Source organism: Desulfomicrobium aestuarii, assembly GCF_055385525.1.
Map to the genome: position 1 here is coordinate 3,337,236 of NZ_AP042427.1, position 25,458 is coordinate 3,362,693.

Consider the following 25,458-nt stretch of genomic DNA (forward strand, 5'->3'; position numbering starts at 1 on the left):
CCCGCGCCCCTCCGCCTTCGTCCGTCCTCAGACGCCAGGCCGAACTGACGGCGGCGCCATGACTGCGAACAGCGCCGTGTCTATAAAAAATTCCATAAAAATAGATAAATACTTGAGTTTCGAACAACTCGACACGCTCATTCCCCCTGACTCGACCGAGCACGCCGATCTCAGGCGCATTTCAGGTCGGATGTGCGGAACCTTGTGCCCAAAAATGTTCGCAACTTGTTCCTTGCCCAAATCCATCAAAGCTCCCTGACCCGGTCCCCTGAAAATGCGCCCGCCCCTTCTCCCGGACGCGAGCTCGAAACAGGGAACAGCGATGAAAACATCACATAATCTTTAATTTCGCAATGTTATCCTGTTTACGCACAAAATGCACAGCCCATTCGCATCTCTTCCAAATCTGTTCACGAGGGTGTTCACCGAATGTTCCTAACGTGTTCCAAGACACGGCGGTCGTGTTCCGAAAACACCGCCCGGGCGCCCCTTCCGTTTCCGCACACGATCCGCACAACTCCGGAACCGCGCGCACGAAAAAGGCCGCCCCCCGGACAGGAGGCGGCCTGCTCGACCACGCTGGGGCGGGAGGGTCAGTCCCCGCTCTTGACCCGCAGCACCCCGTCCCCGGAGCGCACGTGCACGTCCATCTGCGGGAAGGGCATCTCCACGCCGTGCTCACGGAACCTGGCGTCGATGGCCTCCCGGATTTCGGAACAGGTCGACAGCCCAAGGTCCACATGCCGCACCCAGAAACGCACGATGAAATCCAGGGAGCTGGGCCCGAAATTGTTGAAGACGACCCAGGGGGCCGGACTCGAAAGCACGGCCGGGTGCTCCTCGGCCACTTCCTGCATGATCTTTTTGACCAGCTGCACGTCGGACCCGTAGGCCACGCCCACCGGCACGTCGCGGCGGATGCGCACGTCGTTGCGGTGGGTCCAGTTGGTGACCTGGTTGGCGATGAGGGTCGAGTTGGGCAGGAAGATCTTGGCGTTCTCGAAGGTCTGGACCTCGGTGTTGCGGATGTTCACGCTCATGACCTTGGCCCACACGCCGTTCACCTCGATGACGTCGCCGGGCTGGATGGCGCGGTCGAAGAGGAGGATGAGGCCGCTGATGAAGTTGCTGATGATGGTCTGCATGCCGAAGCCGATGCCCACGGACAGGCCGCCGGCGATGACCGCGAAGTTGTTCAGGCTGATGCCCAGGAGGTTCAGGCTGACCAGGCCGTAGAGCATCCACAGGCAGTAGATGCCGATGCGCTGCAGGGAGGCGGCAGCGCCGTGGTCGATGTTCTTGCCGCGCAGGCTCTCGCTGTCGAGGATCGTCTTCCAGGCCATGGCCAGGGAGCGGACCACCTGGAAGAGCAGCAGCACCACGCCCAGCCGCATGAAGTTGAAGGAGAAGTCGCCCCAGTTGAGCTCCAGGGACGACAGCTTGTCCACAAGGGCGCTGGTGCCCAGGTTGACGTTGACCCAGGTCATGATGCCAATGATCACCGCCAGCCAGACCAGCAGCGTCAGGAAGGTCATGGCCAAGTCCGCTACCAGGGCGCGCCACCCGCGCTTGTCGAGCTTCTCGACCACCACCCGCACCACGCTCGTCGCGCCGATGGCCAGCTGTACCGCCAGGGCCAGCACGCCCCACATGGTGCTGGCCAGCACGGCCAGGTTGCCCCAGCCGAGCACGGCCACGGCCACGAGGACGGCGAGCACGTAGGGGTGCGCCCGGCGGATGAAGCGCTCGTACCTGAGTTCCGGCCTGATCATGCCGAAGAAGAGGCTGCTGAGAACCAGGAGCCCGACCCAGGTCAGCCGCTCCATCCACTGCGGCAGGCGCAGGAGGTCCAGCACCGCCACGCTGAGGGACAGGAAGACCAGGGGCAGCAGGGGCTGAATGGTGTCCTTCTGGAGAATGCCCCGCACGTTGCGGAAGACCCAGGCCAGGGCCTGTACCCCCAGAAGCATGAGCACATGGGTAAAGACCAGGAGCAGGGACGTCTGCTTGACCTTGCCGGAGAAAAAGGCGGCCAGCAGGGAAAAGGCCAGGGAAAGACAGAGAATGGCCATGGCCGAGGTCACGCGGCCGCCCGCGTGAGCGTTCTCGAACACGCCCGACAGGAAGCGATACGAGATGACGCCGATGAAGACGAAGGGCAGCCAGAAGAGGACGAAAGTCCCGGCCCAGTCGCCCGCATCGCCGGCCAGGGAATACTGGCTGAGGAAAAAGGACTTCAGGTTCGTGAACCAGTCGGACAGCTCCTGGCCGACATCGGCTCCGGGCTGCGGAAGCATGCGGAACTCCGTGCCGTCCAGAAATTCCGCCCGCCAGATGAGAGGCAGCTGCGTTTCAAAGTTGGTGATCCATTCCGTGGTGGCGGTCAGGATTTCGTTCGCCTGCGCGTTGATCTTGTCGATCTGGCTCTGAACGCCCTTGAGCTTCTGCCCGACGGCGGTCACGCTCTTGCGGATGGCCTGCACGTCCTGGCGCACGTCCTTGTCCAGGCCGGTGGACCATTTGCGCTCCAGGTCTTCCTCCAGAGCCTGGATGGTGACGGTCTTGAGCCCGAGCTCCTTGGACAGGGCCTCCAGGGGCTGCATGTCCTTGGTCAGGGTCAGCTGCAGGTACTTGGCCTCGGCCAGGGCCACTCGCATGTCGTAGGGGTTGGTCTTGACCATGCGGGCCATGACCTCGAGCATCTGCAACCTGCCGCGCGCGGTGTCCAGGGCGGCCGCGAAATCCGGCTCGCGTCCGGCCAGCTGCTCCTGCAGCCCCTCGACGTCCTTCTGCAAGACGTCCACTTCCTGGGCCTTGGATTGGAAAAAGGAGGACAGAGCCGAGCTCTCGGGAGCGGGCTGGGGCTCGGCCGCCGGGCCCGGCCCGGCGATGCAGAGGAGAAGTGCCGTGAGGATGAGAATCTTCTTCATATGCGTCCTTGAAGCAACGAAAGGGCCACCCGTTTCCGAATGGCCCTTACGGATTGTCGTTTCCGGGCTTACAGGTAGCCCCAGGTCTTGAGCCTGGAGTAGGCGTGCTGGGCCATCTCGCCCTGCCGCACGACCTTCAGGTAGCGGTGATATTCCTGGGCCGCGTTCTGCTTGTCCTTCATGCCTTCGTAGGAAAAGCCCTTGAAAAAGACCGTGGTCGGGTTTCCGGGGAGCATGCGCTCGTAGGCAGTGAAGTCGGCCAGGGCCGCGGAGTAGTTCTTGGCCATGATGGAGGCCACGCCATGCACGTGCTGGGCCTGGGCCTCGGTCGGGTAGACCCGGCGCGCCCTGTCGGCGTAGTCCGCGGCCTTGGCGGGATTCTTCCGGGCAACCTGGCACTTGGCCATCATGACCAGCCCCGCGTAGTCGTTGGGGGAAATCCTGAGCCCTTCGGCATACCTGCCCTCGGCCGCGTCGTAGGACTTGGCGGCCATGGCCTTGTCGCCTTCCTGGAAAAGCTTGAACATGGGGGCGAGCTTGCGCAGCCCGGCCGTGGAGGCCATGTAGCGCTCCTTGCTCAGGGGCAGGCTCAGCCGGTCCCCAAAAGTGGTCCGGGCGCGGTTCACGGCCGTCTGATAGCGTTCCTCGCTCATGGGGTGGGAGGAGAACATGGCCTCGATGGCGCTCGGCTGGCGCTTGCCCATGGAACGCAGGACGTCCATGAGGCCGACCATGCCTTGGGGGGAATACCCTGCGCCGACCATGTACTCCATGCCCAGTTCGTCGGCCTGGCGCTCGTCCTCGCGGCTGTACTTGGCCAGCAGGAGGCTCGCGCCGAGTCCCCCTACTGAGCCGGTCAGGTTGCCCAGGGTCTGGCTGGCGGCCCCGGCGATGAGGGAGGCCCCGCCCACCAGGGCGCCCAGAATCTTGCTCGTGGACATGCGCGCCGCCGTGTGCCTGGCGTTGACGTGCCCGAGTTCGTGGCCGATGAGCCCGGCCAGCTCGGCCTCGTTGTCCAGTTCGGCCAGGATGCCGCGCGTGATGGCGATGCTCCCGCCGGGGAAGGCGTAGGCGTTGGCGTAGGTCGCGTTGACCACGCTGAACCTGTAGGGCATCTGCGTCCGGTGCGTGACCCGGGCCAGGGAGGCGCCTATGCCGGCCACGTAGGCGTTCAGGCCCGCGTCCTGGGACACGCCGTAATCGGATGAGAACTGGTGGGGGGAGTTGACCTTGTCGACCTGGATTTCCTCGCCTTCGCCCACGAGCATGAGCTGGCTCTGCCCGGTCACGGGGTTGGCCGCGCAGCCCGCGGCCGTGGATACGGCGGCCAGGGCGGCGAGCTTCATGAAATCGCGGCGGGTCAGGGTGCCCCGATAGGCACGATCGTCGAAAATCGAGGTCATGGTCTGCTCCTGCGGATAACGGTTGAGCCCACCTTCTACACCACCCCCCCGCAGCCTGACAACCCGCCCCGCAGTCCCCAAGGGCGCGATGCGCCCTGACACGCGCCGCTTGACGCGACCGCGGGAAAGTTTCAAACGTTCGATTGAAACAAGCATTTAATTCCGGAGAACCGATGCCCAGCAAGAAATCCGCCCGGACCAGGGAAAGGCTGCTGTCAGCCGCCGGCGACGTATTCGTGGAAAAGGGGTTCCGCGACGCCACCGTGGCGGAGATATGCGCCCGCGCCGGCGCCAACATCGCCGCGGTGAACTATTACTTCGGCGGCAAGGAGGCCCTGTACCAGGAGGCCTGGCGGCACTGCCTGGCCGAGTCCCTCCGCGCCCACCCGCCGGACGGCGGCGCCGACCCCGGCGCCCCGCCCGAAGAGCGGCTGCGGGAACGCCTGAGGGCCCTCATGGGGCGCATCGCGGACCCCGAAACCAAGGACTTCTTCATTTCCCAGATGGAGATCGCCAACCCCACGGGGCTGCTGGAGGAGGTCATGATGCGGGAGCTCATCCCCATGCGCGAGAAAACCCTGGCTATGGTCCGCGAACTGCTCGGACCGGATGCCGACGAGCGGCAGGTCGTTTTCTGCGAGGCGTGCATCATCAGCATGTGCGTCCACCCCCTGATCATGCGCCGCCTCGGACAGAAGACGCCCAACGCGCGGATGCCCGTGATCGTGGACGACCTCGACGCCTTCGCCGACCACGTGGTGCGCTTCGCCCTGGCCGGCATCCACGCCAGCCGCACGCCCGCAAAGGCATCGTGAGGTTCCGGCCATGAACGTTTGCAAAGCCTGCACCCTGATCCTGCTTGCCCTCACGGGCCTCACGGCCTGCGTCTCCGTAGGCCCGGATTACATTCCTCCGATTCCGGAAACGCCGGTCGCGTGGAGCCGGCTGGACAGCCCGGCCGACAACGCCACGGCCGTAGACCTCGGCAGCTGGTGGGACAATCTGGGCGACCCGCTGCTGTCGGAACTCGTGCACGAAGCCCTGGACGCCAACCTCGACGTGCGCAGCACCCGGGCCAGGCTCAAGGAGGCCCGCGCACGCCGTGCGGTCGCCTTGGCGGGGTTCTTCCCCACCGTGAGCGCCTCGGGCAGCGGCAGCCGCAGCCAGTCGAGCCGCGAAACGGGCAGCGGGCTGACCCGCGAGCTCTACAGCGGAAGCCTGGACGCCGGCTGGGAACTGGACGTGTTCGGCGGCACCCGGCGGGGCTACGAGGCGGCCGAGGCGGATTTCGAATCGTCCCGGGCCGAACTGCACGCCGCCCGGGTCTCCATCGCGGCCGAGGCCGCCCTGAGCTACGTGGAGATGCGGACCCTGCAGGAGCGCCTGCGCATCGCCCGCGACAATCTCGCCAGCCAGACCGAAACCCTGCAGCTGACGCAGTGGCGCGCCCAGGCCGGCCTGGTCGACAGCCAGGACGTGGCGCAGGCGCGCAGCAACCGGGAACAGACGCGGTCGCAGATTCCGGTCCTCGAAACCAGCCTGGCCGAAACGCAGCACAGCCTGGAGATTCTCCTGGGCAAGGCGCCCGGCTCCCTGCGGGCGCGCCTGGATGTCGAGGCAGAGCTGCCGGCCGTGCCCGAACGCATCGCCGTCGGCATCCCGGCCGACACCTTGCGCCAGCGCCCGGACATCCGCGCGACCGAGCGCACACTGGCGGCGGAAACGGCCCGCGTGGGCGTGGCCGAAGCCGCGCGCTACCCGTCGTTCAACATCTCGGGCTCCATCGGCCTGGAGGCCCTGACCTTCAAGGCCCTCGGCGGAGGCGACGCCGGCACGTCGTCGCTTCTGGCCGGCATCACGGTGCCCATCTTCGAAGCCGGCCGGCTGAAGAGCCAGGTCGACATCCAGGACGCGGTCCGCGAACAGGCCCTGGTCGCCTACGAAAAGGCGGTGCTTGCGGCCCTGCAGGAGGTCGAGAACGCCCTGGTCTCCCTGGCCCGCTCCCGGGAGCGCGCCCGAGCCCTGGGAGACGCAGCAGACGCCGCCCGCAGCGCGGCGGACATGGCCCGACTGCGGTACGGCTCCGGGCTCATCGATTTCCAGTCGGTGCTCGACACCGAGCGCAGCGTGCGCACCATCGAGGACAGCCTGGCCAGCGCCCGCGCCGACGGCGTGCTGGCCCTCATCCGATTGTACAAGGCCATGGGCGGCGGCTGGTCTGCGCAGGCAGAAGCCGCTCCGGCCGTCAAGGACACGCCATGAACGAATCCACTCCGCAACGCGGGACCGGGGAAGCGTCCCTCAAGCACCTCATCGAAACCCGCTCCCCCGCCCGAAGAGGTCGGCGCTGGCTCTGGCTTCTCGCCGCCCTGGCCGTCCTGGCCGCTGGCGGCTTTCTCTTCCTGCGCGACGGCCAGGAAGCGGCAGGGCCCAGCTACAAAACCGAGGCGGCCGTCGTCGACACCCTCGTGGTCAAGGTCTCTGCCACGGGCAACCTGCAGCCCACGAACCAGGTGGATGTAGGCAGCGAACTTTCGGGCATCATCGACCAGGTGCTGGTGGACGTGAACGACCGGGTCGAAAAGGGGCAGGTCCTGGCCCGCCTCGACCTCTCCAAGCTGGAGGACGCCGTGGCCAAGTCGCGGGCCAACCTGGCCTCGGCCCAGGCCCAGGTGCTGCAGGCCCGGGCCACCGTGGCCCAGGCACGGGCCGAACTGAGCCGGATGCGGCAGGTGGCCGCGCTCTCCGGCGGCAAGGTGCCGTCGGCGAGCGAAATGGACACCGCCGATGCGGACCTCAAGCGCGCCGAGGCCGACGAAGCCAAGGCCCTGGCCGTCGTCCGCCAAGCCCAGGCCGACCTGCAGTCGGACGAGACCAACCTGCGCAAGGCCAGCATCCGCTCGCCCATCGACGGGGTGGTCCTGGCCCGGGAGGTGGACCCGGGGCAGACCGTGGCCGCGTCCTTCCAGGCGCCGGTACTCTTCACCCTGGCCGAGGACCTGGCCAAGATGGAGCTGCAGGTGGACGTGGACGAGGCCGACGTCGGCCAGGTCCGCGAAGGGCAGAACGCCACCTTCGCCGTCGACGCCTGGCCCGGGCGCAGGTTCGACGCCGTCATCACCAGGGTCAGCTACGGGTCGCAGGAAAAGGACGGCGTGATCTCCTACCTGACGGAACTGCAGGTGGACAACGCGGACCTGTCCCTGCGGCCCGGCATGACGGGCACGGCCGAAATCACCACCCTGGTCAGGGAAGGCGCCCTGCTGGTGCCCAATGCGGCCCTGCGCTTCTCGCCGCCGGAAACGGACGCGGCGCCGAAGAAAACAGGCGTCAGCCTGGTGGGGGCCATCATGCCCCGCCCGCCGCGGCAGACTGCACCGCAGGCCAAGGCTGCAACCGGCGCGGCCCCGAGGGTGTGGACGCTGCAGGACGGACGGCCCATCCCTGTCGAGGTCGTGACCGGAGCCACCAACGGCCGCATGACGGAAATCCTGGACGGCGCCCTCGCCGCGGGCGCGGAAGTGGTCACCGAGACGCTGGAGAGCGCCAGATGAGCGACCCCGCCCTGATCCGGCTCTCGGGCGTGACCAAGACCTACGGTCAGGGACCGTCGGCCTTCCAGGCCCTCAAGGGCATCGACCTGGCCATCGGCCAGGGGGAGTTCGTGGCCATCATGGGTCCCAGCGGCTCGGGCAAATCCACGGCCATGAACATCCTCGGCTGCCTCGACGTGCCCACGGACGGGAGCTACGAATTCCAGGGAGTGCATGTGGAGCGCCTGCAGCGAGACGAACGGGCGCTGCTGCGCCGGCACTTCCTCGGCTTCGTCTTCCAGGGCTTCAACCTCCTGGCGCGGACCACGGCCCTGGAGAACGTCGAGCTGCCCCTCATCTACCGCGGGCACGACGCAGGGGCGCGCCACGCCGCGGCCCGCGAAGCCCTGCGGCAGGTCGGCCTCGAAGGCTGGGAGCACCACACCCCGGCCGAGCTGTCGGGCGGCCAGCAGCAGCGCGTGGCCATCGCCCGGGCCATGGTCACCTCCCCCCTGGTGCTCCTGGCCGACGAGCCCACTGGCAACCTGGACACGAAGACCAGCCGGGAGATCATGGACCTCATCACGAGTTTCAACCGCGACCGCGGCATCACCGTGCTCATGGTCACCCACGAGCCCGACATCGCGGCCTGCGCGAGGCGCGTGGTGCGCTTCGTGGACGGCCGGGTGGACAGCGACCGCCGCCACGGGGAGGCCGCCTGATGCTCTGGAACACACTGCTTCTGGCCCTGCGCGCCATCCGGCGCAACCTAATGCGCTCGTTCCTGACGATCCTGGGCATCGTCATCGGCGTTGCCGCGGTCATCACCATGGTCACCCTCGGCAACGGCGCGACCAAATCCGTGTCGGACCAGATCGCGAGCATGGGCAGCAACCTGGTCATGGTCGTGCCCGGCCAGCGTTTCGGCCCCGGTTCGGGCGGCGCGCCCAACTTCAAGAGCGCCGACGTGGAGGCCGTGCGCAGCCAGATCTCCGCCGCGGAATGGGTCGCGCCCGTGGTCAGCAAATCCGTGACCGCCGTGTACCAGGCGAGCAACTGGGCCACGGTCGTCACCGGCAGCAACAACGACTTCTTCAGGGCGGGCAACTGGGAACTGGCGCACGGCCGCACCTTCAGCGAAACCGAGGAACGGGCCGGCAAGGCCGTGTGCGTCATCGGCGCGACGGTGCGCGAGAAGCTTTTCGGAGGGCAGAACCCGGTGGGCAGCGAGATCCGCATCAAGCAGTTCTCCTGCGAGGTGGTCGGGATGCTGAAACCCAAGGGGCAGTCGGCCATGGGCTCTGACCAGGACGACATCGTGGTCATGCCCCTGCGCACGGTGCAGCGCCGCCTGAGCGGCAGCCAGGACATCAACCGCCTGAGCGTGTCCGTACGCGACGGGGCCTCCATCGACGCCGCCAAGAGGCAGCTGACCCTGCTGCTGCGGGAGCGCCGCAACATCGCCGAAAACGAGGAGGACGACTTCCGGGTCATGGACACCCGGCAGATCGCCGAAACCCTGACCGGCACGACGAAGATCCTCACCATGCTCCTGGGCGCCGTGGCCGCCGTGAGCCTGCTGGTGGGCGGCATCGGCATCATGAACATCATGCTCGTCTCGGTCACGGAACGCACCCGGGAGATCGGCATCCGCCTGGCCATCGGCGCCCTGGAGCGCGAGGTGCTCCTGCAGTTCCTCATCGAGGCCGTGGTCCTGTCGAGCCTCGGCGGCCTCGTCGGCATCGCCCTGGCCACGGGCGCATCCATGGGGCTTGCCCGCGTCATGGGCGTGCCCTATATTTTCGACCCGGCCATCAACATCGCCTCGTTCCTGTTCTCCGCGGCCATCGGCGTCATCTTCGGCTACTTCCCGGCCCGGCGGGCGGCCGGGCTCAACCCCATCGACGCCCTGCGCCACGAGTGACGCCGGCCGGGGAACCGGCGGCAAACCCCTTCAGACCATCCAAACGGAGCCCATTCTTGTTCAACCACGTTCCGAGCCTGCTGCGGCTCGCCCTGCCTCTCATCCTGTCCTCCTCGACGATCACCATGATGCAGATCGTCGACGCCTTCGTCCTGTCGCTGCATTCCAGCGCAGCCGTGGCGGCCATGGGGCCGTCCAGCCTGGCCGTGATCCTGTTCCAGGGTTTCCTGTTCGGAACGGCGGGCTATGCCGGGACCTTCGTGGCCCACAGCCACGGACGCGGCGACGAGGGGGGCATCCGCCAGGCGGCCTGGCTCGGCGTACATGCGTCCCTGGTCTCGGGCCTGGCGGCCCTGGCCCTGGCCTGGCCCCTGGGCAGCCTTTTCCTCTTCGCCGGCCACGAGCCGCAGGTGGCCCGGGACGAGCAGGTGTATTTCGCCATCTGCATGGCCGGCTCCCTCTTCCCGGTCCTGGGCGGGGCGCTGGGCGGGTGGCTGGCGGGCATCGGCCGGGCCGTGACCGTGACCTGGGTGACGCTGGTTTCCTTCGCCGTCAACGCCGTCCTCGACTGGGGGCTGGTGCTCGGGGAATGGGGATTTCCGCGCATGGGCATCGCCGGGGCGGCGCTGGGCACCGTGGCGGCCCAACTGGTGGCGGCCGGGCTGTACGCGACGCTCTTCGCCATGTCGGGCGGGTTCGCCGACCGGCTGGCCCGGCGCTTCCGGTGGGCCGAGTTCCGCCGTTTCCTGTCCCTGGCCACGCCGATGGGATTTCGAATCAGCATCGAGCTCGCGGCCTGGACCTTCTTCCTGCTGATCCTGGGACGCCTCGGCACCGTCGAGCTGGCCGCATCGAGCATCGCCTTCCGCATCAACGGCACGGCCTTCTTCCCGGCCCTGGGCCTGGCCCAGGCCGCGGGCATCCTGGTCGGCCAGGCCCGCGGGGCCGGGCGGGACGAGGACGTCCTGCCCATCGCCTGGCAGTCCCTGATCGTGTGCGAGCTGTGGCTGGCGGTCATGGCCGTGCTCTTCGCCACGGCCTCGGAGCCGCTGGTGGCCATTTTCGCCGGGGACGGGCCCGAAAGCGCGGCCATCGTCGCCGCCGGATCCGTGATCATGAAATTCGTGGCCGCCTACTGCCTCATCGACGCGGCCAACATCGTCTTCGGGGGCGTGCTCTCGGCGGCGGGCGACACCCGCTGGATCGCCCGCGCCTTCCTCGCCGCCACGAGCCTCTTCCTGGCCGCCCTGTGGATGATCGACCTCTTCATGCCGAGCCTCGTGGCCGAATGGACCGCGGCCACGGTCTTCGTGGCCGGCACGGCCGTGGCATGGACGCACCGGGTCAAGGCCGGAGCCTGGAAAAAGGCCCGGGTGCTCCATGACGAGGCTGCGTAAGGGATTACTCCCGGCCTTGCCTGTCCAGTCCGCGGTAGTTGATGGCTTCGGCCAGGTGCACGACGGTCAGGGTCTCGTCCCCGGCCAGGTCGGCGATGGTGCGGGAGATGCGCAGCACGCGGGTGAAGGCCCGGGCCGACATGCCCAGGCGCTGCACTGCGCCTTCCAGAAAGTCGTGCTCGCGTGCGGTCAGGGGGCAGAAGCGCTCCAGCCACCTGCCCGAGAGCTCGGAATTGGATGAGAAGTGCAGGCCGTCGTAGCGCCTGCGCTGAACCTCGCGGGCCGCGTCGATGCGCTCCCGCATGACGGCCGAGCTGATACTGCCCTGCTCCTGTTTCAAATCCCTGTACGGCACGGCCGGCACCTCGACGTGCAGGTCGATGCGATCCAGCAGAGGCCCCGAGAGGCGCGAGCGGTACCGCTGAACCTGCAGCGGCGTGCACGAGCAGTGGTGCTTCTCGTCGCCCAGATACCCGCAGGGACAGGGGTTCATGGCCGCCACCAGCATGACGTCGCCGGGATACTCCAGGGACACGGCGGCCCGCGAGATGGTCACGCGGCCTTCTTCGAGGGGCTGGCGCAGCACTTCCAGCACATGCTTCTTGAACTCCGGCAGCTCGTCCAGGAAGAGGACGCCCCGGTGGGCCAGGGACAGCTCGCCTGGCCGCGGGTACTGGCCGCCGCCGATGAGGCCGGCGTCGGAGATGGTGTGGTGCGGCGAGCGGAAGGGGCGGGTGACCACCAGCGGCTGCTCGGCGGGCAGCTTGCCGGCCACGGAGTAGACCTTGGTCACCTCCAGGGCCTCGTCGAAGGTCAGGGACGGCAGAACCGTGGGGATGCGGCTCGACAGCATGGTCTTGCCGCTGCCGGGAGGGCCGATGAACAGGAGATTGTGGTTTCCGGCGCAGGCGATCTCGATGGCCCGCTTGGCCCGCTCCTGGCCCTTCACTTCGGCGAAGTCCAGGTGATGCCGCTCCCGCTGCTCCCACAGGCTCTGCACGTCGCAGGCCAGGGGGGCGACATCCTCCTCGCCGAGGACGAAGCGCACGACCTGGGACAGAGTGCGGCAGGCGAACACGGGCAGGCCCTGGACCACGGCCGCCTCGGGACCGTTGGCCTCGGGCACGACCATGCCCCTCGCCCCGGCCTCGCGGGCGCGCAGGGCCAGGGGCAGGGCGCCGGAAACGGGCTTCAGCTCCCCGGAAAGAGAAAGCTCCCCGGCCAGATACAGACCGGAGAGCTTTTCCTGCGGAATGACCTCGGCCCCGGCCAGAAGGCCCAGGGCCAGGGGGAGGTCGTAGGCCGAACCCTCCTTGCGGATGTCGGCCGGCGCGATGTTCACGGTGATGCGGCTCGGCGGCAGCTTGAAGCCGGTGTTCTTGAGGGCCGAGAAGACCCGTTCCTTGGCTTCGCGCACCGCCCCCTCGGCCAGGCCGACCATGATGAAGGCCGGCATGCCCGAACGCGCAAGGTCCACCTCCAGTTCCATGGTGAATCCGTCGATTCCCAGGAGCGCGGCGGTGGAGACCTTGGCGATCATGACCTCACTCCACCATCTGCCCGATGCGTTCCCAGCGTATGTCCGTCAGGCTCGCCCATGACCAGTAGAGGATGAGGGCCTTGCCGGCGATGGTGTTTCGCTCCACGAACCCCCAGAAACGCGAGTCGTAGGATTCGTCGCGGTTGTCGCCCATGACGAAGTACTTGTTCTCGGGCACCATGACGGGCCCGAAATTGTCGCGCCTGGGCACGGAGCTGGCGGAGTCGACATGCTGCACGTACGGCTCGGTCAGCTGCACGCCGTTGCGGAAGACCTGCTTGTCGCGGATCTCGATGACGTCGCCGGGCAGGCCGATGACGCGCTTGATGAAGTCCTTGGAGGGGTCCTCGGGGAAGTCGAAGACGATGACGTCCCCGTGCTTGGGCCCTTCGCGCTCGATGACCATGATGTTCGTGAAGGGGACTTTCACGCCGTAGGCGAACTTGGTGACCAGCAGGTGGTCGCCGATCTGCAGGGTCTGCAGCATGGAGCCCGACGGGATCTTGAAGGCCTGGACCACGAAGGAACGGATGAAAAACGCCAGAATGAGCGCCACGATGAGCGCTTCGGCATATTCTTTGAGCATTGTCTGCCAACGAGGGTTCATATCTGCCTGCCTGATACCTGATCCGCGCGGGGCGGAGAGTTGTCTGGACTATTCGTCCGGTTGGAGGGCGGCCAGGAACGCTTCCTGGGGAATTTCCACGCTGCCCATGCGCTTCATGCGCTTCTTGCCTTCCTTCTGTTTTTCCAAAAGCTTGCGCTTGCGGGTGATGTCGCCGCCGTAGCACTTGGCGGTGACGTTCTTGCGCATGGGGGAGACCCGCTCACGCGCGATGATCTTGCTGCCGATGGCCGCCTGGATGATGATCTCGAAGAGCTGGCGGTGGATGACGCGCTTGAGCTTCAGGGCCAGGGCCCGGCCCCTGTAGGCCGCGTTGGAGCGGTGCACGATGACGGCCATGGCGTCAACGGGCTCGGAGTTGATGAGCACGTCGAGCTTGACCAGGTCGGCCTGGCGGTAGTCGATGACTTCGTAGTCAAGCGACGCGAAGCCCTTGGTCACGGATTTCAAACGGTCGAAGAAGTCGTAGACGATCTCCGAGAAGGGCAACTCGTAGCTGATGACCACGCGGGTGGAGGTCATGTAGCGCATGTCCTTCTGGATGCCGCGCTTCTCCTCGCACAGCCCCAGCACGTTGCCCACGTAGTCGTTGGGGACGTGGATCTCCATGCGCACGAAGGGTTCGGCGATGGAGGCGATCTTCTCCTGCGGGGGAAGGTTGCTGGGGTTGTCGATGTCGAAGGTCTCGCCGTCGGTGCGGGTCACCCGGTAGATGACCGAAGGGGCTGTGGCGATGAGCTTGGCCTGGAACTCGCGCTCCAGACGCTCCTGGATGACCTCCATGTGCAAGAGGCCCAGGAACCCGCAGCGGAAGCCGAAGCCCAGGGCCTGGGACGTCTCGGGCTCGTAGTGGAGGGCCGCGTCGTTCAGTTGCAGCTTCTCCAGGGAGGACTTCAGCGTGTCGTACTCGGCCGGCTCCACGGGGTAGAGCCCGCAGAAGACCATGGGCTTGATGGTCTTGAAGCCGGGGAAGGGCGAATCCGTGGGACGGTCCGGGTCCGTGACGGTGTCGCCGACCTGGGCGTCCTTGAGTTCCTTGATGGCCGCGCAGAGGAAACCCACCTCACCGGGCCCCAGTTCCTTGATGTCCATGGCCTCGGGAGAGAAGACGCCGAGCCTGGTCACTTCGAATTTCTTGCCCGTTGCGCACATCTGCACGCGCTGGCCGTTTCTGATCGTGCCGTCGATGACGCGGAAGAGCACGACCACGCCCTGGTAGGAATCGTACCAGGAGTCGAAGATCAGGGCCTTGAGCGGCGCGTCGGTGTCGCCCTTGGGCGCGGGGACGCGCTCCACCAGGCGCTCCAGCAGATCCTCCACGCCCAGGCCCGTCTTGGCCGAGACCTTGGCGACATCCGTGCAGTCGAGGCCGATGACCTCCTCGATCTCCTCGGCCACGCGGTCGGGCTCGGCGCTCGGGAGGTCGATCTTGTTCAGGACCGGCAGGACCTCGAGGTCGTTGTCCAAGGCCATGTACACGTTGGCCAGGGTCTGGGCCTCGACGCCCTGGGTGGCGTCGACCACCAGCAGCGCGCCGTCGCAGGCCGCCAGGCTGCGGGACACCTCGTAGGAGAAGTCCACGTGCCCGGGCGTGTCGATGAGGTTCAGGATGTACTCGCGCCCACTCTTGGACTTGTAGGGGATGCGCACGCTCTGGGCCTTGATGGTGATGCCGCGCTCCTGCTCCAGTTCCATGCGGTCCAGGTACTGGTCCTTCTTCTGGCGATCCGAGATGAGGCCGGTCTTCTCCATGATCCTGTCGGCCAGGGTGGACTTGCCGTGGTCGATGTGAGCGATGATGCTGAAATTTCTGATGTGTTCTTGCTTGGCCATATGTCCTTGCGGGGAGGTCGAAGCTCCCGTTCATTACGGATATAAACGTTTTTCAATATGTGATTTCGCGAGCGTTGTCCAACGGCCCCGGAGCTGGGAAAATTTCGGGACAGGGCCGAAAAAACCTTCTGGTTCCAGCTGGTTGGGGAACAATTCCGCCGGGATTGAGGAAAAGGGGAAGAGGCCGGGGCGCCTCGCAAGCTGGGAACTTGAGCTCGTTGGAAATCAAGGATATATGATCGGTTGCCCCATTACCCGCGACCAGGCTGGCATCATGCCCAAACTCAAAGCTCTGCTGCTGCACCCGGACCCGCAAGTCCGGTCCCAATTGCGGGACATGCTCGATCCTGTCAAGGAGATCACCGTGCTCGGGGAAGCGGTGACCTCCTTCGAGGCCCTGGAGATGCTGTCGTTCATCCCCTACGACGTCTTCTTCATGGGCACGGAGCTGCCCCACGGCGTCAGCGGCATGGAGCTGGCCGCGCACCTGGCCCAGGGCGACGACCCTCCGGCGCTCATCTTCCTGGCCACGGAAGAGGATCACGCCTTCACCGCCTTCGAGCTCGGCGCGGCCGACTACATGCTCTGGCCCGTGAACGCCAATCGCTTCGCCCGGGCCATCGAGCGCCTGCGGCCCCTGCTGCCGCGCAAGAAGGCCGCCCCGCCGACGCAGCCCCTGCGCACGCGCGAGCAGATCCCCGAAGAGACCCTGCAGCTGTCCATGGGCGAGGACGAGGAAGAGGTCTTCGTCAACGCCCTGCGCCAGGCCTGGGACATGAGCCGCGAGCGGCCGCCCGAGATCGAGAAGCTCCCCGTCAACCAAGAGGGCCGCCACATCCTCGTCCCCTACACGCAGATCGTCTACGTGGAGGCCTACGAGGACTACAGCTTCGTGCACACTGCCCAGGACCGTTTCCTGACCTCCTACCGCCTGAAGAACCTGGAGGCGCGCCTGCGGCCCCACCGCTTCTGCCGCGTGCACCGCAAGTACCTGGTCAACCTGGACATGGTCACGGAGATCGCGTCCATGCCCGGCGGCAATTTCATGCTGCGTACGGCCGGCCGCAAGAAGATCGAGCTGCCCGTCAGCCGCCGCCGCATCGGCGAACTGAAGAAAATATTGCAACTCTAGGGCGCTCACCTGCCCCACACGGCCGCTAGCCGAGAACAGGCTTGGCCCGCAACGCAAATCGAGTAGAGCATCATGGAAAGACGCATCGGCATGAATCGCGGCCTGCCGCGCAAGGAGAAGGCCATGAAAGAATCCGACATGGCATACAGCGAGGAGCTCGTCTTCCGCCCCCTGCCCCAACTGGTCATCGAGGCCAACGTCAACCCGCAGGAGTTCGCCACGGCCCAGGCCTCGGCCCGCGCCGACCATCTCGGCTACTGGGAGGACGCGGCCCAGGAGCTGGACTGGTTCCGCAAGTGGGACAAGGTCCTCGACGACTCCGACGCCCCGCGTTACCGCTGGTTCAAGGGCGCCCAGTGCAACATCGTCTACAACGCCCTGGACCGCCACATCGAGACGGCCAACAAGAACAAGCTCGCCCTCATCTGGGAAGGCGAGGCCGGCGACACCAAGAAATACACCTACTACGAACTCTACCGCGAGGTGAACAAGCTGGCCAACGCCATGCGCTCCCTGGGCGTGGCCAAGGGCGACCGCGTGGTCCTGTACATGCCGCTCATCCCCCAGACCATGATGGCCATGCTGGCCTGCGCCAAGATCGGGGCCGTGCACTGCGCGGTCTTCGCCGGCTTCTCGGCCAAGGCCCTGCGCCAGCGCGTCACCGAGGTCGAGGCCAAGCTGGTGGTCACGGCCGACGGCTTCTACCGCAACGGCCGCATCATCAACCTGAAGGCCACCGTGGACGAGGCCCTGGTGGGCGGCTGCGACTGCGTGGAGACCGTGGTCGTGGTCAACCGCGCCAAGCTCGACGTCGAGATGAGCGAAGCCCGCGACATCTGGTACGACGCCCTGGTCCGCCAGGAACGCTCCGACGCGGCCACGGAGATCATGGAGGCCGACGACCCGCTCTTCATCCTGCACACCTCGGGCACCACGGGCGAACCCAAGGGCATCGTCCACGGCCACGGCGGGTACATGGTCGGCCTGCACCGCTCCCTGGACTGGGTCTTCGACATCAAGCCCACGGACATCTTCTGGTGCACGGGCGACATGGGCTGGATCACGGGGCACAGCTACGTGGTCTACGGCCCCCTCATCGCCGGCACGACCACGGTCATGTACGAAGGCCACCCTCTCTACCCCCAGGCCGACCGCATGTGGGACATCGTGGCCCGCTACGGGGTGACCATCCTCTACACCGCGCCCACGGTCATCCGCATGCTCATGCGCTACGGGCACCAATACCCGCGCATGCACGACCTCTCGACCCTGCGCCTTCTGGGCAGCGTCGGCGAGCCCATCGCGCCGGACACGTGGCTGTGGTTCTACAAGCACATCGGCCACTCCCAGTGCCCCATCCTGGACACCTGGTGGCAGACAGAGACGGGCGGGTGCATGATCACGCCCTTCCCGGTCTCGGTCCTCAAGCCCGGCTCCGTGCACCGGCCCATGCCGGGCGTGGAGGTGGACATCGTCGACGACGACGGCCAGCCCGTGGAGAACGGCATGGCCGGCAACCTCGTGGTGACGAAGCCCTGGCCCGCCATGCTGCTCGACGTCTACCGCAAGCCCGAACTCTTCGAGACCGCCTACTGGCCCCTGGGCCCCGGCAAGTACTGGGCCGGCGACATCGCCACCCGCGACGAGGACGGGCTCGTCTGGATTCACGGCCGTTCCGACGACATCATGAACATCGCCGGCCACCGCATCGGCAACGTCGAGGTGGAGAACGCCTTCCTGTCCCACAAGGCCGTGGCCGACGCGGCCGTCATCGGCATCCCGGACAAGATCAAGGGCGAGGTTGCCAAGGCCTTCGTGGTCCTGCAGCCCGAGTTCGCGGCCCTGGACGACCGCAACGAGATCATCCGCATGCTCAAGACCCACCTGCGCAAGGAGGTGGGTCCCGTGGCCGTGATCCGCTCCGTGGAGTTCGTGGACGCCCTGCCGCGGACCCGTAGCGGCAAGATCGCGCGACGCGTCCTCAAGGCCCGCGAGGCCGGCGTCGACATCGACATGACGGCCATCGCCGAGGACTGATCCCGCCAAGGACGCCAGGAACGTGCACCAAGCCGACGTGATCATCGCCGGGGCCGGGCCCGCGGGCAGCACCGCGGCCCTGGTCCTGGCCCGGCGGGGCTTCGACGTCCTGCTGCTGGACAAGGCCGCGTTCCCGCGCCCCAAGCTCTGCGGCGGCCTGCTGACCTGGAAGAGCATGCGCCTGCTGGAGAGCCTGCACGGCCGCACCGCTGATGACCTCATCCGCGAAGGCGTCGTGGACACCGTGGCCGGCGGTTTCGCGCTCCATCTCGACGGGCATCCGCTGATCCGGGACCGGCTGGCCTACCCGTTCCACCTCGTGCGCCGCGCCCGCTTCGACGCGTTCCTGCTGGACCAGGCCCTGACGGCCGGGGCGCGAATCCTCCACCGTCACGAAATCACCGGCTGTTCCCCCCAAGGGAACGTGCGCACGAAACAGGGCGAGTTCCGCGGCCGCTTCGTGCTCGGCGCCGACGGGGTCAACTCCGTGGCCCGCAAGTGCTTCGGCCTGGCCCGGGAGCGCTGGCAGAGGAACCTCGCCGCGGCCATCGAGATCACCGTGCCGCGCGAAGCCGCGCCGAGAATCACCGACGTCCCGGAACTGCACGCAGGCTTCCTGCCCACGGGATACGGCTGGGTCTTCCCGAACAGCGCCGGGATGGTCATGGGCGTCTGCGGCCTGCGCCGGAACGGCGAAAATTTCCGCGAAACCTTCAAGGCGTTCCTGCGCCACCTCCATGTCGAGACCCCCGACGCGTTTCTGCGGCGACACGCCCTCGAAGGCCACCCCATCCCCTACGGCAACGCCCTCCAGGACCCGGTCCACGGCAACGTCCTGCTTGCCGGGGACGCCGGCGGCTACGCCGACCCACTTCTGGCCGAGGGCATCTTCTACGCCCTGCTGACAGGCTGGTACGCCGGCGAGGCCCTGGCCGACGCCCTGGAAAAGGGCCTCCACCCAGGGCCGGCCTACCGCGAGCGCATCAGGCGCCACGTCATGCCCGAAATGCGCGGGGCCAACCGCCTGCGCTGGATCCTCTACGGCCTGAACAGGATCAACCCGCGGAACCTGGGGCGGTATTTCCGGCTGCGCGGCGGAGCGTTGGCCGAGATGGTGCACGGCATGCGTTCGTATGATTGGGGCAGGAAAAAACAGTGGGACTTCTGAGATGCAGGAGGCGCTCCTCCCGAAGCACGGCGGCTACCGGAGCCTGAAAAGCTTCCGGGTGGCGCAGTTGGCTTACGACGTGACGGTTCTTGTTCTGTGAACGCTTCGTGGACAGACGCAGCCGCACCCATGACCAGATGGTCCAGGCAGCGCGCTCGGGCGTGCAGAACATCGCCGAGGGCAGCCAGGCTTCGGGCACGTCGAGGAAGATGGAGCTGAAGCTGACCAACGTGGCCAGGGCCAGCCTGGAAGAGCTGCGCCTGGATTATGAGGATTTTCTGCGGCAGCGCGGTTTGCCAGAACTGGAGCCGGGGCACCCGGCGCTGGTGCGGTTCAGGGAGAGGCGCTGCGCGACGCTTGATGAGGTGCGGCAGTGGGTCAGGGAAGAAATGGACAGGCAAAAGGCAATGGACGGGCACGGACTTTCACGGACCGGCACGGACAAAAACCAAGACGCCCAGGCAGTTCCGGGGTCCGTGCCCGTCCGTGTTCGTCCGTGTCAGTCCACAACGTCCATCCCTCCTGTCCCCCCAGAAGCCCTTGCTGCCAACGCCGCTCTGTCCCTCCTCAATCTGGCCTGCCACCTCCTGGACCGCCAGCTATCCGCCCAGGCCGACACCTTCCTTCAGGAGGGCGGGTTCACCGAGCGGCTGCACCGCCTCCGCTCAAATCGCCGCCCATAAGCTTCAACCCAATCCGCCCCGCAGCAGGTCGGCGTAGAGCCTCGCCTGGATGTACTGCGCCAGGGCGGCCACGGCCCGGTCGCAGACCGGGAAGACCGGCACGCCGCCGGCCATGAGCGCGTCGCGCAGGGGGTCGTAGAGGCGGCCGCCGTCGATGACGCCGATGACGGGCTTGTCGCTCAGCCTGGCAACCTCCGGCAGAAGCTGCGCGATGCCCCCTTCGGCCCCCAGGTCGAAGGCCGGCACGCCCGTGTCCGCCAGGGTGTGCATGACCGGCGAGAGCGGGTCCAGACCCAGGATGACCGCGTCCACGCCCGGGTCTTCGGCCAGGATGGCGGCCACGCGGGCATGGGCCTCGTCGTCGGCCGAGGGGTTGATGTCCAGGGGGTTGGCCACGCTGACCAACTTGTCCAGCCGCTTCTCCCGCAGCAGTTCCCCGATCCTCTCGACCGTGTCCGGCGCAAAGGGGGCCAGCTGCATGGCGTAGTCGTCGCTCTGGATGGAGTCGGCCATGCCCACGGCCTCGAAGCCCGCGCCGCTGACGGCGGCCAGGCGGTTGCCGCGGATCTTCTTGCCGTGCAGGGTCTCGGCCAGGAGGAAGAGGTCCTGGAACTGGTTGAAGTTCTGGGCCACGATGGCCCCGGCCTGGCGCACGCAGCTCTCGCAGACCATGTAGTCCCCGGCCAGGGAGGCCGTGTGGCCGCTGGTGGCGGACTTGCCCTCGGGGGTGCGGCCGGCCTTGTAGAAGACCACTTCCTTGCCCTTAAGCACCGCCTCGCGCACGGCCCGGCAGAAGGCCAGGCCGTCGAGGTCGTTGAAGCCTTCGGCGTAGACGGCGATGACGTCCACCTCGTCCGAGTCCTTGAAATAGCTGACCATGTCGCCCAGGGTCAGGTCCGTCTGGTTGCCCATGGAGATCATGTAGGCCGGGGCCAGTTCCGGGCACTGGCTGCTGCGGTGCAGCATGAAGGCTCCGCTCTGGCTGACCAGGGCCGCCCGGCGGTAGGGCTTGCCGCGCTCCCGCGGCAGCTTCTCCTCGGGGATGAACCACGTGTCGTAGCGGCCGGGCCGCGAAACAACACCCATGCAGTTGGCGCCAAGAAACACGGGCCCGCCGTCGCCCTGACCGTGGGCCGCATCGATGCGGGCCATGACCTGCGCGGCCCGCTCGCGGCTGTCCTCGGTCTCGCCCATGCCGCCGGGGATGAGCATGACGGCCCTGGCCGCATCCCGCGCGATGACCTCCTCCACCAGATCCGGCACCTGGGCCGCGTTCACGGCCACCACCAGCAGATCGAGCTTATGCGGCAGGCTGGCCAGGCCGGGCACGCAGGCCACGCCGCTTTCATCGGGCCCGCCCTCGCGCAGGATGGTCACGTTTTCGGGCGCGAAACCCTGGGCCAGGACGTTGTCGAGGATGATGCGCCCGAAATTGCGGCGCGTGGCCGAGACGCCGACGATGCCGATGCGTTCCGGGTGCAGGAGGTTGCCGATCTTGCCCACGGGCCGCGCCACGGGCCGGCTGCCGGGCAGGGAGAAGCGGCACATGCCGTCCAGGGGCACCATGAGGTAGTCCGTGAAGGCGAAGGGGTTGATTTCGAGCTCTTCGATGACGAAAGGCGCGTCGGGGTTTTCGGGGGAATAGAAGTTGGCCATGGAGATGAAGCTCTCGAAGCACTCGATGAGCTGGTCGTCGCCGACGATGCGGCGCTGGCCGCGGGTCAGGCCGGCCAGCTTCTTGTAGGAGATGGTCTGGCGGAAGAGTTCGAAGAAGGCCTCGCCGTCGGTCAGGGCCGTGGACGCGGCCACGATGGCCTGGCCCTTGCGGAAGCGCTGGGCGTAGAGTTCCGTGTCCGTGCCGCCCAGGCCAGCCGAAAGCACCATGCCGAACTCGCGCGTGCGGCGCAGGCCGACGATGAGCTCGTTGCCGAAGGCGTCGGAGTCGGGCGGCATGAACTGGACCTGCAGCACGCCCTTCAGGTCCCGGCTGATGGCCGCCACCAGTCCCTGGCCGGACAGGCCGCGGTAAGACGGCGGCGCCGCGTCGGGGTGGCGCTCGATCCAGGCGGCGTAGTTCTCGGGCACCTCGTAGAGCATGCGCCGCAGGGCCGAGCGCACGCCGTCGGGCGTCTTGGGCACGATGCGCACGCCGCCGACCTCGGTCTTGTGCACGATGGTCGGGGAGACGATCTTGAGCACCGCCCTGTCGCCGGGCATGGCGGCCAGTTCCTCGTCCGACGGTCGCGCGCCGCGCACCAGCAGGTTGGCCCTGGGCGGGGTCTCGGCCCCTGACCTGGCAAGCAGGGTGTAGACCTCGTATTCGTACAGAAAGTCCCGCCCTTCCAGCTGCGCTTCGCGGAACAGGGCGGTGATGGCTTCGAAATCGATATAGTCGGGGGTATGCATGGCGTATCCCAGCTCGCGGCAAGAGGTTGCGGACGACGGCCCGTTATGCCCCGTGCGAACCACGGGATCAAGATCGGCGGAGAAGCCCGGCCACGAAAAAAGCGGGCCGAAGCCCGCTTACGATGAGACACAAGGGTGCAGGGACCGCGTCCCTGCCCGCCGGAGGCATTCCCCCCTACTTCCCCCCCAACTCCCGCCCGGCCAGGAAGGCGGCGTAGTTGGCCTGCCAGACGGCCGGCTTGGGGCTGACGTTCTTGAGGGCCTGCAGCCAGTACTCCGTGGGGAAGGAGTCGAAGGGCGGCAGGGTGCTCAAAACGCCGATCATGACCACGTTGGCGCAGCGGCCCGTGGGGTCGCCCAGGCCCAGGGCGGTGCCCAGGACGTCGACGTCGATGACCTTGTACCCGTCCAGGGCCTGGCGCACGGCCTCGACCGAGGGGTAGTTCTCGGCCTTGAAGAGCGGGGGCATGATGGCCGTGTCGGCCAGGATGACCGTGCCGCCGGGCCGGAGCATGTCCAGGAAGCCGGGACGGAAGACTTCGCTGCGCTCCATGCTGACCAGGCACTGGGTGGTGCCGGGCATGAGCACTGGCGAATGGACGCTGCCGCAGGCGAAGGTGCTGATGACGGGCCCGCCCATCTGGGCCATGCCGTGGGTTTCGCCCTTGACGATGTTCTGCCTGTCGTAGCCCAGGAGGTAGGCCAGCTGGGTCAGGACGCGGCCGAAGAAGAGGTTGCCCTGGCCGCCCACGCCGCGGATGGCCACGGACAGGAAGGGCGGCAGGCCACCGGTCACGGCCGGGAGGTCTATTGACTCGGGCGGCGCGGGCAGCTCCGGGCAGGTCGTCAGGCCGCAGGCGCTCTGGTCGCGGGCCGGGGCGATGGCGCCCTTGGGGCACATCTGGGCGCAGGCCGGGTTCTGGCTGACGCAGCCCGTGCAGATGTTGTTGAAGAAGGGCAGGCCTTCGGCGTCGGCCTCGATGCCGGAGCAGATCTGGCACATGCCGCAGCGAATGCACAGCTCGGGGTCCACGGCCATTTTCACGCCGTAGGACTCCTTGGGCATCTTGCGGATGCAGGTGCCCGTGACCACGAGGGTGGTGAAGGTGCCGGCCTCGGCGTCGGACAGGGCCTTTTTCAGAGCCTTTTCGAGATCCTTCTTCTCGTAGCCGCTGACCTCGACGACGTTGGCGCCATGGGCTTTGAGGCTGCCGTTCAGGTCGAAGACGTTGGGGTCGCCGGCCAGGTTGGCCGGGGAGGTCGGCGAGGGCTGGCCGCCGGTCATGGCCGTCCATTCGTTGTTGAGGATGACCTTCACGCCCGGGATGTTGCGGAAGATGGTGTTGCGCGTGGCGTCCATGCCGCTGTGGCACTCGGTGCCGTCGCCCAGCACGGCCAGGCACTTGCTCGCCGCCTCGGGCCGCGACAGGACGTAGCCCAGACGCTTGGCTTCGCTGGCGCCCATGGCCAGGGCCGTGTCCATGGCGTTCAGGAAGTGCAGGAGCGTGTTGCAGCCGATGTCGCCGAACACTGCTTCGAGCTTGCCCTTCTTGCGCATCTTGCCGACGATCTGGCCGAACAGGCGGTACGGACAGCCCGCGCAGATCATGGGCGGGCGCGGCAGGCTGGCCACCTTGGACGCACCGGCGGGCGAGGCCAGGCCCAGGCGGGCGGCGATGAGGGCCGGGGACCACTCGGTGACGGTCTCGTCCTGGCCCTTGCCCTCAACGGCGATGCCTTCGGCCAGGATGCTCTCCTGGATGAAGCGGTAGCCGTCCTCGATGACGAAGACGGGGCCCGAGACGCTCTCGCAAAAGCGGCGGATGAGGTCCATGGGCAGGGGGTAGGTGAAGCCCAGGGACAGGACGTCGATGTTCTTGCCCGTGGCGGCCTTGACCTCCTCGACGAAGAGGCCGTTCACGCCGTGGGTGATGATGCCGACGCTGCCGTCGCCCTTGGTCCACGTGTTCAGCGCGCTTTCCTCGACCATCTTGCGCAGGGCCGGGATGCGCGTAGTGCGGACCTGGTCGTGGAACATGCGCGCCCGGTTGGGCAGGGTGATGAAATCGCTCATCTTTTCGGGCAGGGGCGCTTTTTCGCGCACGGCCGTGTCCATGAGCCGCACCAGCCCTTCGCTGTGGCAGAGCACGCCCGAGGCGATGACGGCCACGGGGGTGTTGAACTGTCGTCCAAGATCGGCGGCGATGCGCGCGGCCTCGTGCATTTCCTGATGGCTGCGCGGCTCGAAGACCGGCACGCAGCAGCTCTTGAGCACATAGCGGGGGTCCACCAGATGCTGGGTGGAGCTGGGCGTGTAGTCGCTGGCGATGTAGTAGACGAGGCTGCCGCGCCGGCCGGTGTAGAAGGCGGCGCTGGTGATGACGTCGGCGGCCTGGAACAGGCCGGGGATCTTCATGGTCACGACGCAATCGCTGCCGGCCAGGGTATGGCCGAAGCCCACGCCCGCGGCCACGGCCTCGTTCACGGACCAGCCCACGGTGATCATGTCCTGGACCTGGGACAGGCCCTTGTCGATGACCTCGGTGCTGGGCGTGCCCGGATAGCCGTCCGCGGCATGGATTCCCGCCCGCACGCACCCCACGGCGAAGGCCATGTTGCCCTGGATGACCACACCCTTGCCCGCCTTGTCCGTACACATCGCCTTCACTGCACTCATGAATCCTCCAAAGTATGAAAAGACATCGAATAGTCGTACCTGTACGCATGGGCCGCGCCGGCCTGACGGAGGGAGCCGGAACCGCCGGCCGCATCGCGCGCCCCCCGTCGTCTGCCGGTACGCGAAGCTTCGGCCTTTCTCAAGCCCCCGAAAGCACGCGCCGCTTTCTC

General features: G+C 67.1%; 17 protein-coding genes. 10 read left to right on the top strand and 7 right to left on the bottom strand.

Features of this window, described 5'->3' with window-relative positions; genetic code table 11:
• Positions 1–593: 593 nt before the first annotated feature.
• Complete coding sequence (locus ACZ5AC_RS15415) at positions 594–2,930, bottom strand: mechanosensitive ion channel domain-containing protein (RefSeq protein ID WP_464248455.1); 2,337 nt, start codon at positions 2,928–2,930, stop codon at positions 594–596.
• Between the two features lie 68 nt (positions 2,931–2,998).
• Complete coding sequence (locus ACZ5AC_RS15420) at positions 2,999–4,333, bottom strand: M48 family metalloprotease (protein ID WP_464248456.1); 1,335 nt, start codon at positions 4,331–4,333, stop codon at positions 2,999–3,001.
• 173 nt (positions 4,334–4,506) lie between these two features.
• Here ACZ5AC_RS15420 and ACZ5AC_RS15425 point away from each other — a divergent pair, with 173 nt between their 5' ends.
• From ACZ5AC_RS15425 to ACZ5AC_RS15450, 6 genes are read left to right on the top strand one after another with little or no spacing between them, the layout of a single operon-like run.
• Positions 4,507–5,148 (top strand): CerR family C-terminal domain-containing protein, encoded by a 642-nt coding sequence (locus ACZ5AC_RS15425; RefSeq protein ID WP_464248457.1) that lies wholly within the window; start codon positions 4,507–4,509, stop codon positions 5,146–5,148.
• Between the two features lie 10 nt (positions 5,149–5,158).
• Complete coding sequence (locus tag ACZ5AC_RS15430; RefSeq protein WP_464248458.1) at positions 5,159–6,595, top strand: efflux transporter outer membrane subunit; 1,437 nt, start codon at positions 5,159–5,161, stop codon at positions 6,593–6,595.
• Positions 6,592–7,887: an efflux RND transporter periplasmic adaptor subunit gene (locus ACZ5AC_RS15435; protein WP_464248459.1), complete on the top strand. Its 1,296-nt coding sequence runs from the start codon at positions 6,592–6,594 to the stop codon at positions 7,885–7,887. The genes ACZ5AC_RS15430 and ACZ5AC_RS15435 overlap by 4 nt, the downstream gene beginning before the upstream one ends.
• Positions 7,884–8,588: an ABC transporter ATP-binding protein gene (locus tag ACZ5AC_RS15440; RefSeq protein WP_464248460.1), complete on the top strand. Its 705-nt coding sequence runs from the start codon at positions 7,884–7,886 to the stop codon at positions 8,586–8,588. Before ACZ5AC_RS15435 ends, ACZ5AC_RS15440 begins: the two co-directional genes overlap by 4 nt.
• Positions 8,588–9,790: an ABC transporter permease gene (locus tag ACZ5AC_RS15445; protein ID WP_464248461.1), complete on the top strand. Its 1,203-nt coding sequence runs from the start codon at positions 8,588–8,590 to the stop codon at positions 9,788–9,790. Before ACZ5AC_RS15440 ends, ACZ5AC_RS15445 begins: the two co-directional genes overlap by 1 nt.
• 56 nt (positions 9,791–9,846) lie before the next feature.
• Positions 9,847–11,187 (top strand): MATE family efflux transporter, encoded by a 1,341-nt coding sequence (locus ACZ5AC_RS15450; protein ID WP_464248462.1) that lies wholly within the window; start codon positions 9,847–9,849, stop codon positions 11,185–11,187.
• 4 nt (positions 11,188–11,191) lie between these two features.
• Here ACZ5AC_RS15450 and ACZ5AC_RS15455 read toward each other — a convergent pair whose 3' ends face one another.
• Genes ACZ5AC_RS15455 through lepA form a run of 3 tightly spaced genes read right to left on the bottom strand, consistent with a single transcriptional unit; the run spans position 11,192 to position 15,185 of the window.
• Positions 11,192–12,727, bottom strand: coding sequence for a YifB family Mg chelatase-like AAA ATPase (locus ACZ5AC_RS15455; RefSeq protein WP_464248463.1), 1,536 nt, complete (start codon positions 12,725–12,727; stop codon positions 11,192–11,194).
• 4 nt (positions 12,728–12,731) lie between these two features.
• Positions 12,732–13,334, bottom strand: coding sequence for a signal peptidase I (gene lepB / locus ACZ5AC_RS15460; protein ID WP_464248464.1), 603 nt, complete (start codon positions 13,332–13,334; stop codon positions 12,732–12,734).
• A gap of 48 nt (positions 13,335–13,382) precedes the next feature.
• The gene (lepA, locus tag ACZ5AC_RS15465) at positions 13,383–15,185 is read right to left on the bottom strand and encodes a translation elongation factor 4 (protein ID WP_464248465.1); all 1,803 of its coding nucleotides are present in this window, start codon (positions 15,183–15,185) and stop codon (positions 13,383–13,385) included.
• A 274-nt stretch (positions 15,186–15,459) separates the two neighbouring features.
• On the opposite strand from lepA, the gene ACZ5AC_RS15470 reads away from it, so the two are divergent.
• The 4 genes from ACZ5AC_RS15470 to ACZ5AC_RS15485 all read left to right on the top strand — a co-directional run bounded on the left by ACZ5AC_RS15470 (position 15,460) and on the right by ACZ5AC_RS15485 (position 20,205).
• On the top strand, positions 15,460–16,317 hold the full coding sequence (locus ACZ5AC_RS15470; protein WP_464248466.1) for a LytR/AlgR family response regulator transcription factor: 858 nt from the start codon (positions 15,460–15,462) through the stop codon (positions 16,315–16,317).
• 90 nt (positions 16,318–16,407) lie between these two features.
• On the top strand, positions 16,408–18,354 hold the full coding sequence (gene acs, locus ACZ5AC_RS15475) for an acetate--CoA ligase (RefSeq protein WP_464250620.1): 1,947 nt from the start codon (positions 16,408–16,410) through the stop codon (positions 18,352–18,354).
• A gap of 22 nt (positions 18,355–18,376) precedes the next feature.
• Positions 18,377–19,522: a geranylgeranyl reductase family protein gene (locus ACZ5AC_RS15480; RefSeq protein WP_464248467.1), complete on the top strand. Its 1,146-nt coding sequence runs from the start codon at positions 18,377–18,379 to the stop codon at positions 19,520–19,522.
• Positions 19,523–19,629: 107 nt separating this feature from the next.
• A complete protein-coding gene (locus tag ACZ5AC_RS15485) occupies positions 19,630–20,205 on the top strand; it encodes a four helix bundle suffix domain-containing protein (protein ID WP_464248468.1) in 576 nt (191 codons plus the stop codon).
• Positions 20,206–20,208: 3 nt separating this feature from the next.
• On the opposite strand, the gene ACZ5AC_RS15490 is transcribed toward ACZ5AC_RS15485, so the two are convergent.
• Positions 20,209–22,611, bottom strand: a complete 2,403-nt coding sequence (locus ACZ5AC_RS15490; RefSeq protein ID WP_464248469.1) for an acetate--CoA ligase family protein — start codon at positions 22,609–22,611, stop codon at positions 20,209–20,211.
• A gap of 175 nt (positions 22,612–22,786) precedes the next feature.
• Positions 22,787–25,288 carry a 2-oxoacid:acceptor oxidoreductase family protein gene (locus tag ACZ5AC_RS15495; RefSeq protein WP_464248470.1) on the bottom strand — a complete coding sequence of 834 codons (2,502 nt, stop codon included), beginning with the start codon at positions 25,286–25,288 and terminating at the stop codon, positions 22,787–22,789.
• Between the last annotated feature and the right edge of the window lie 170 nt (positions 25,289–25,458).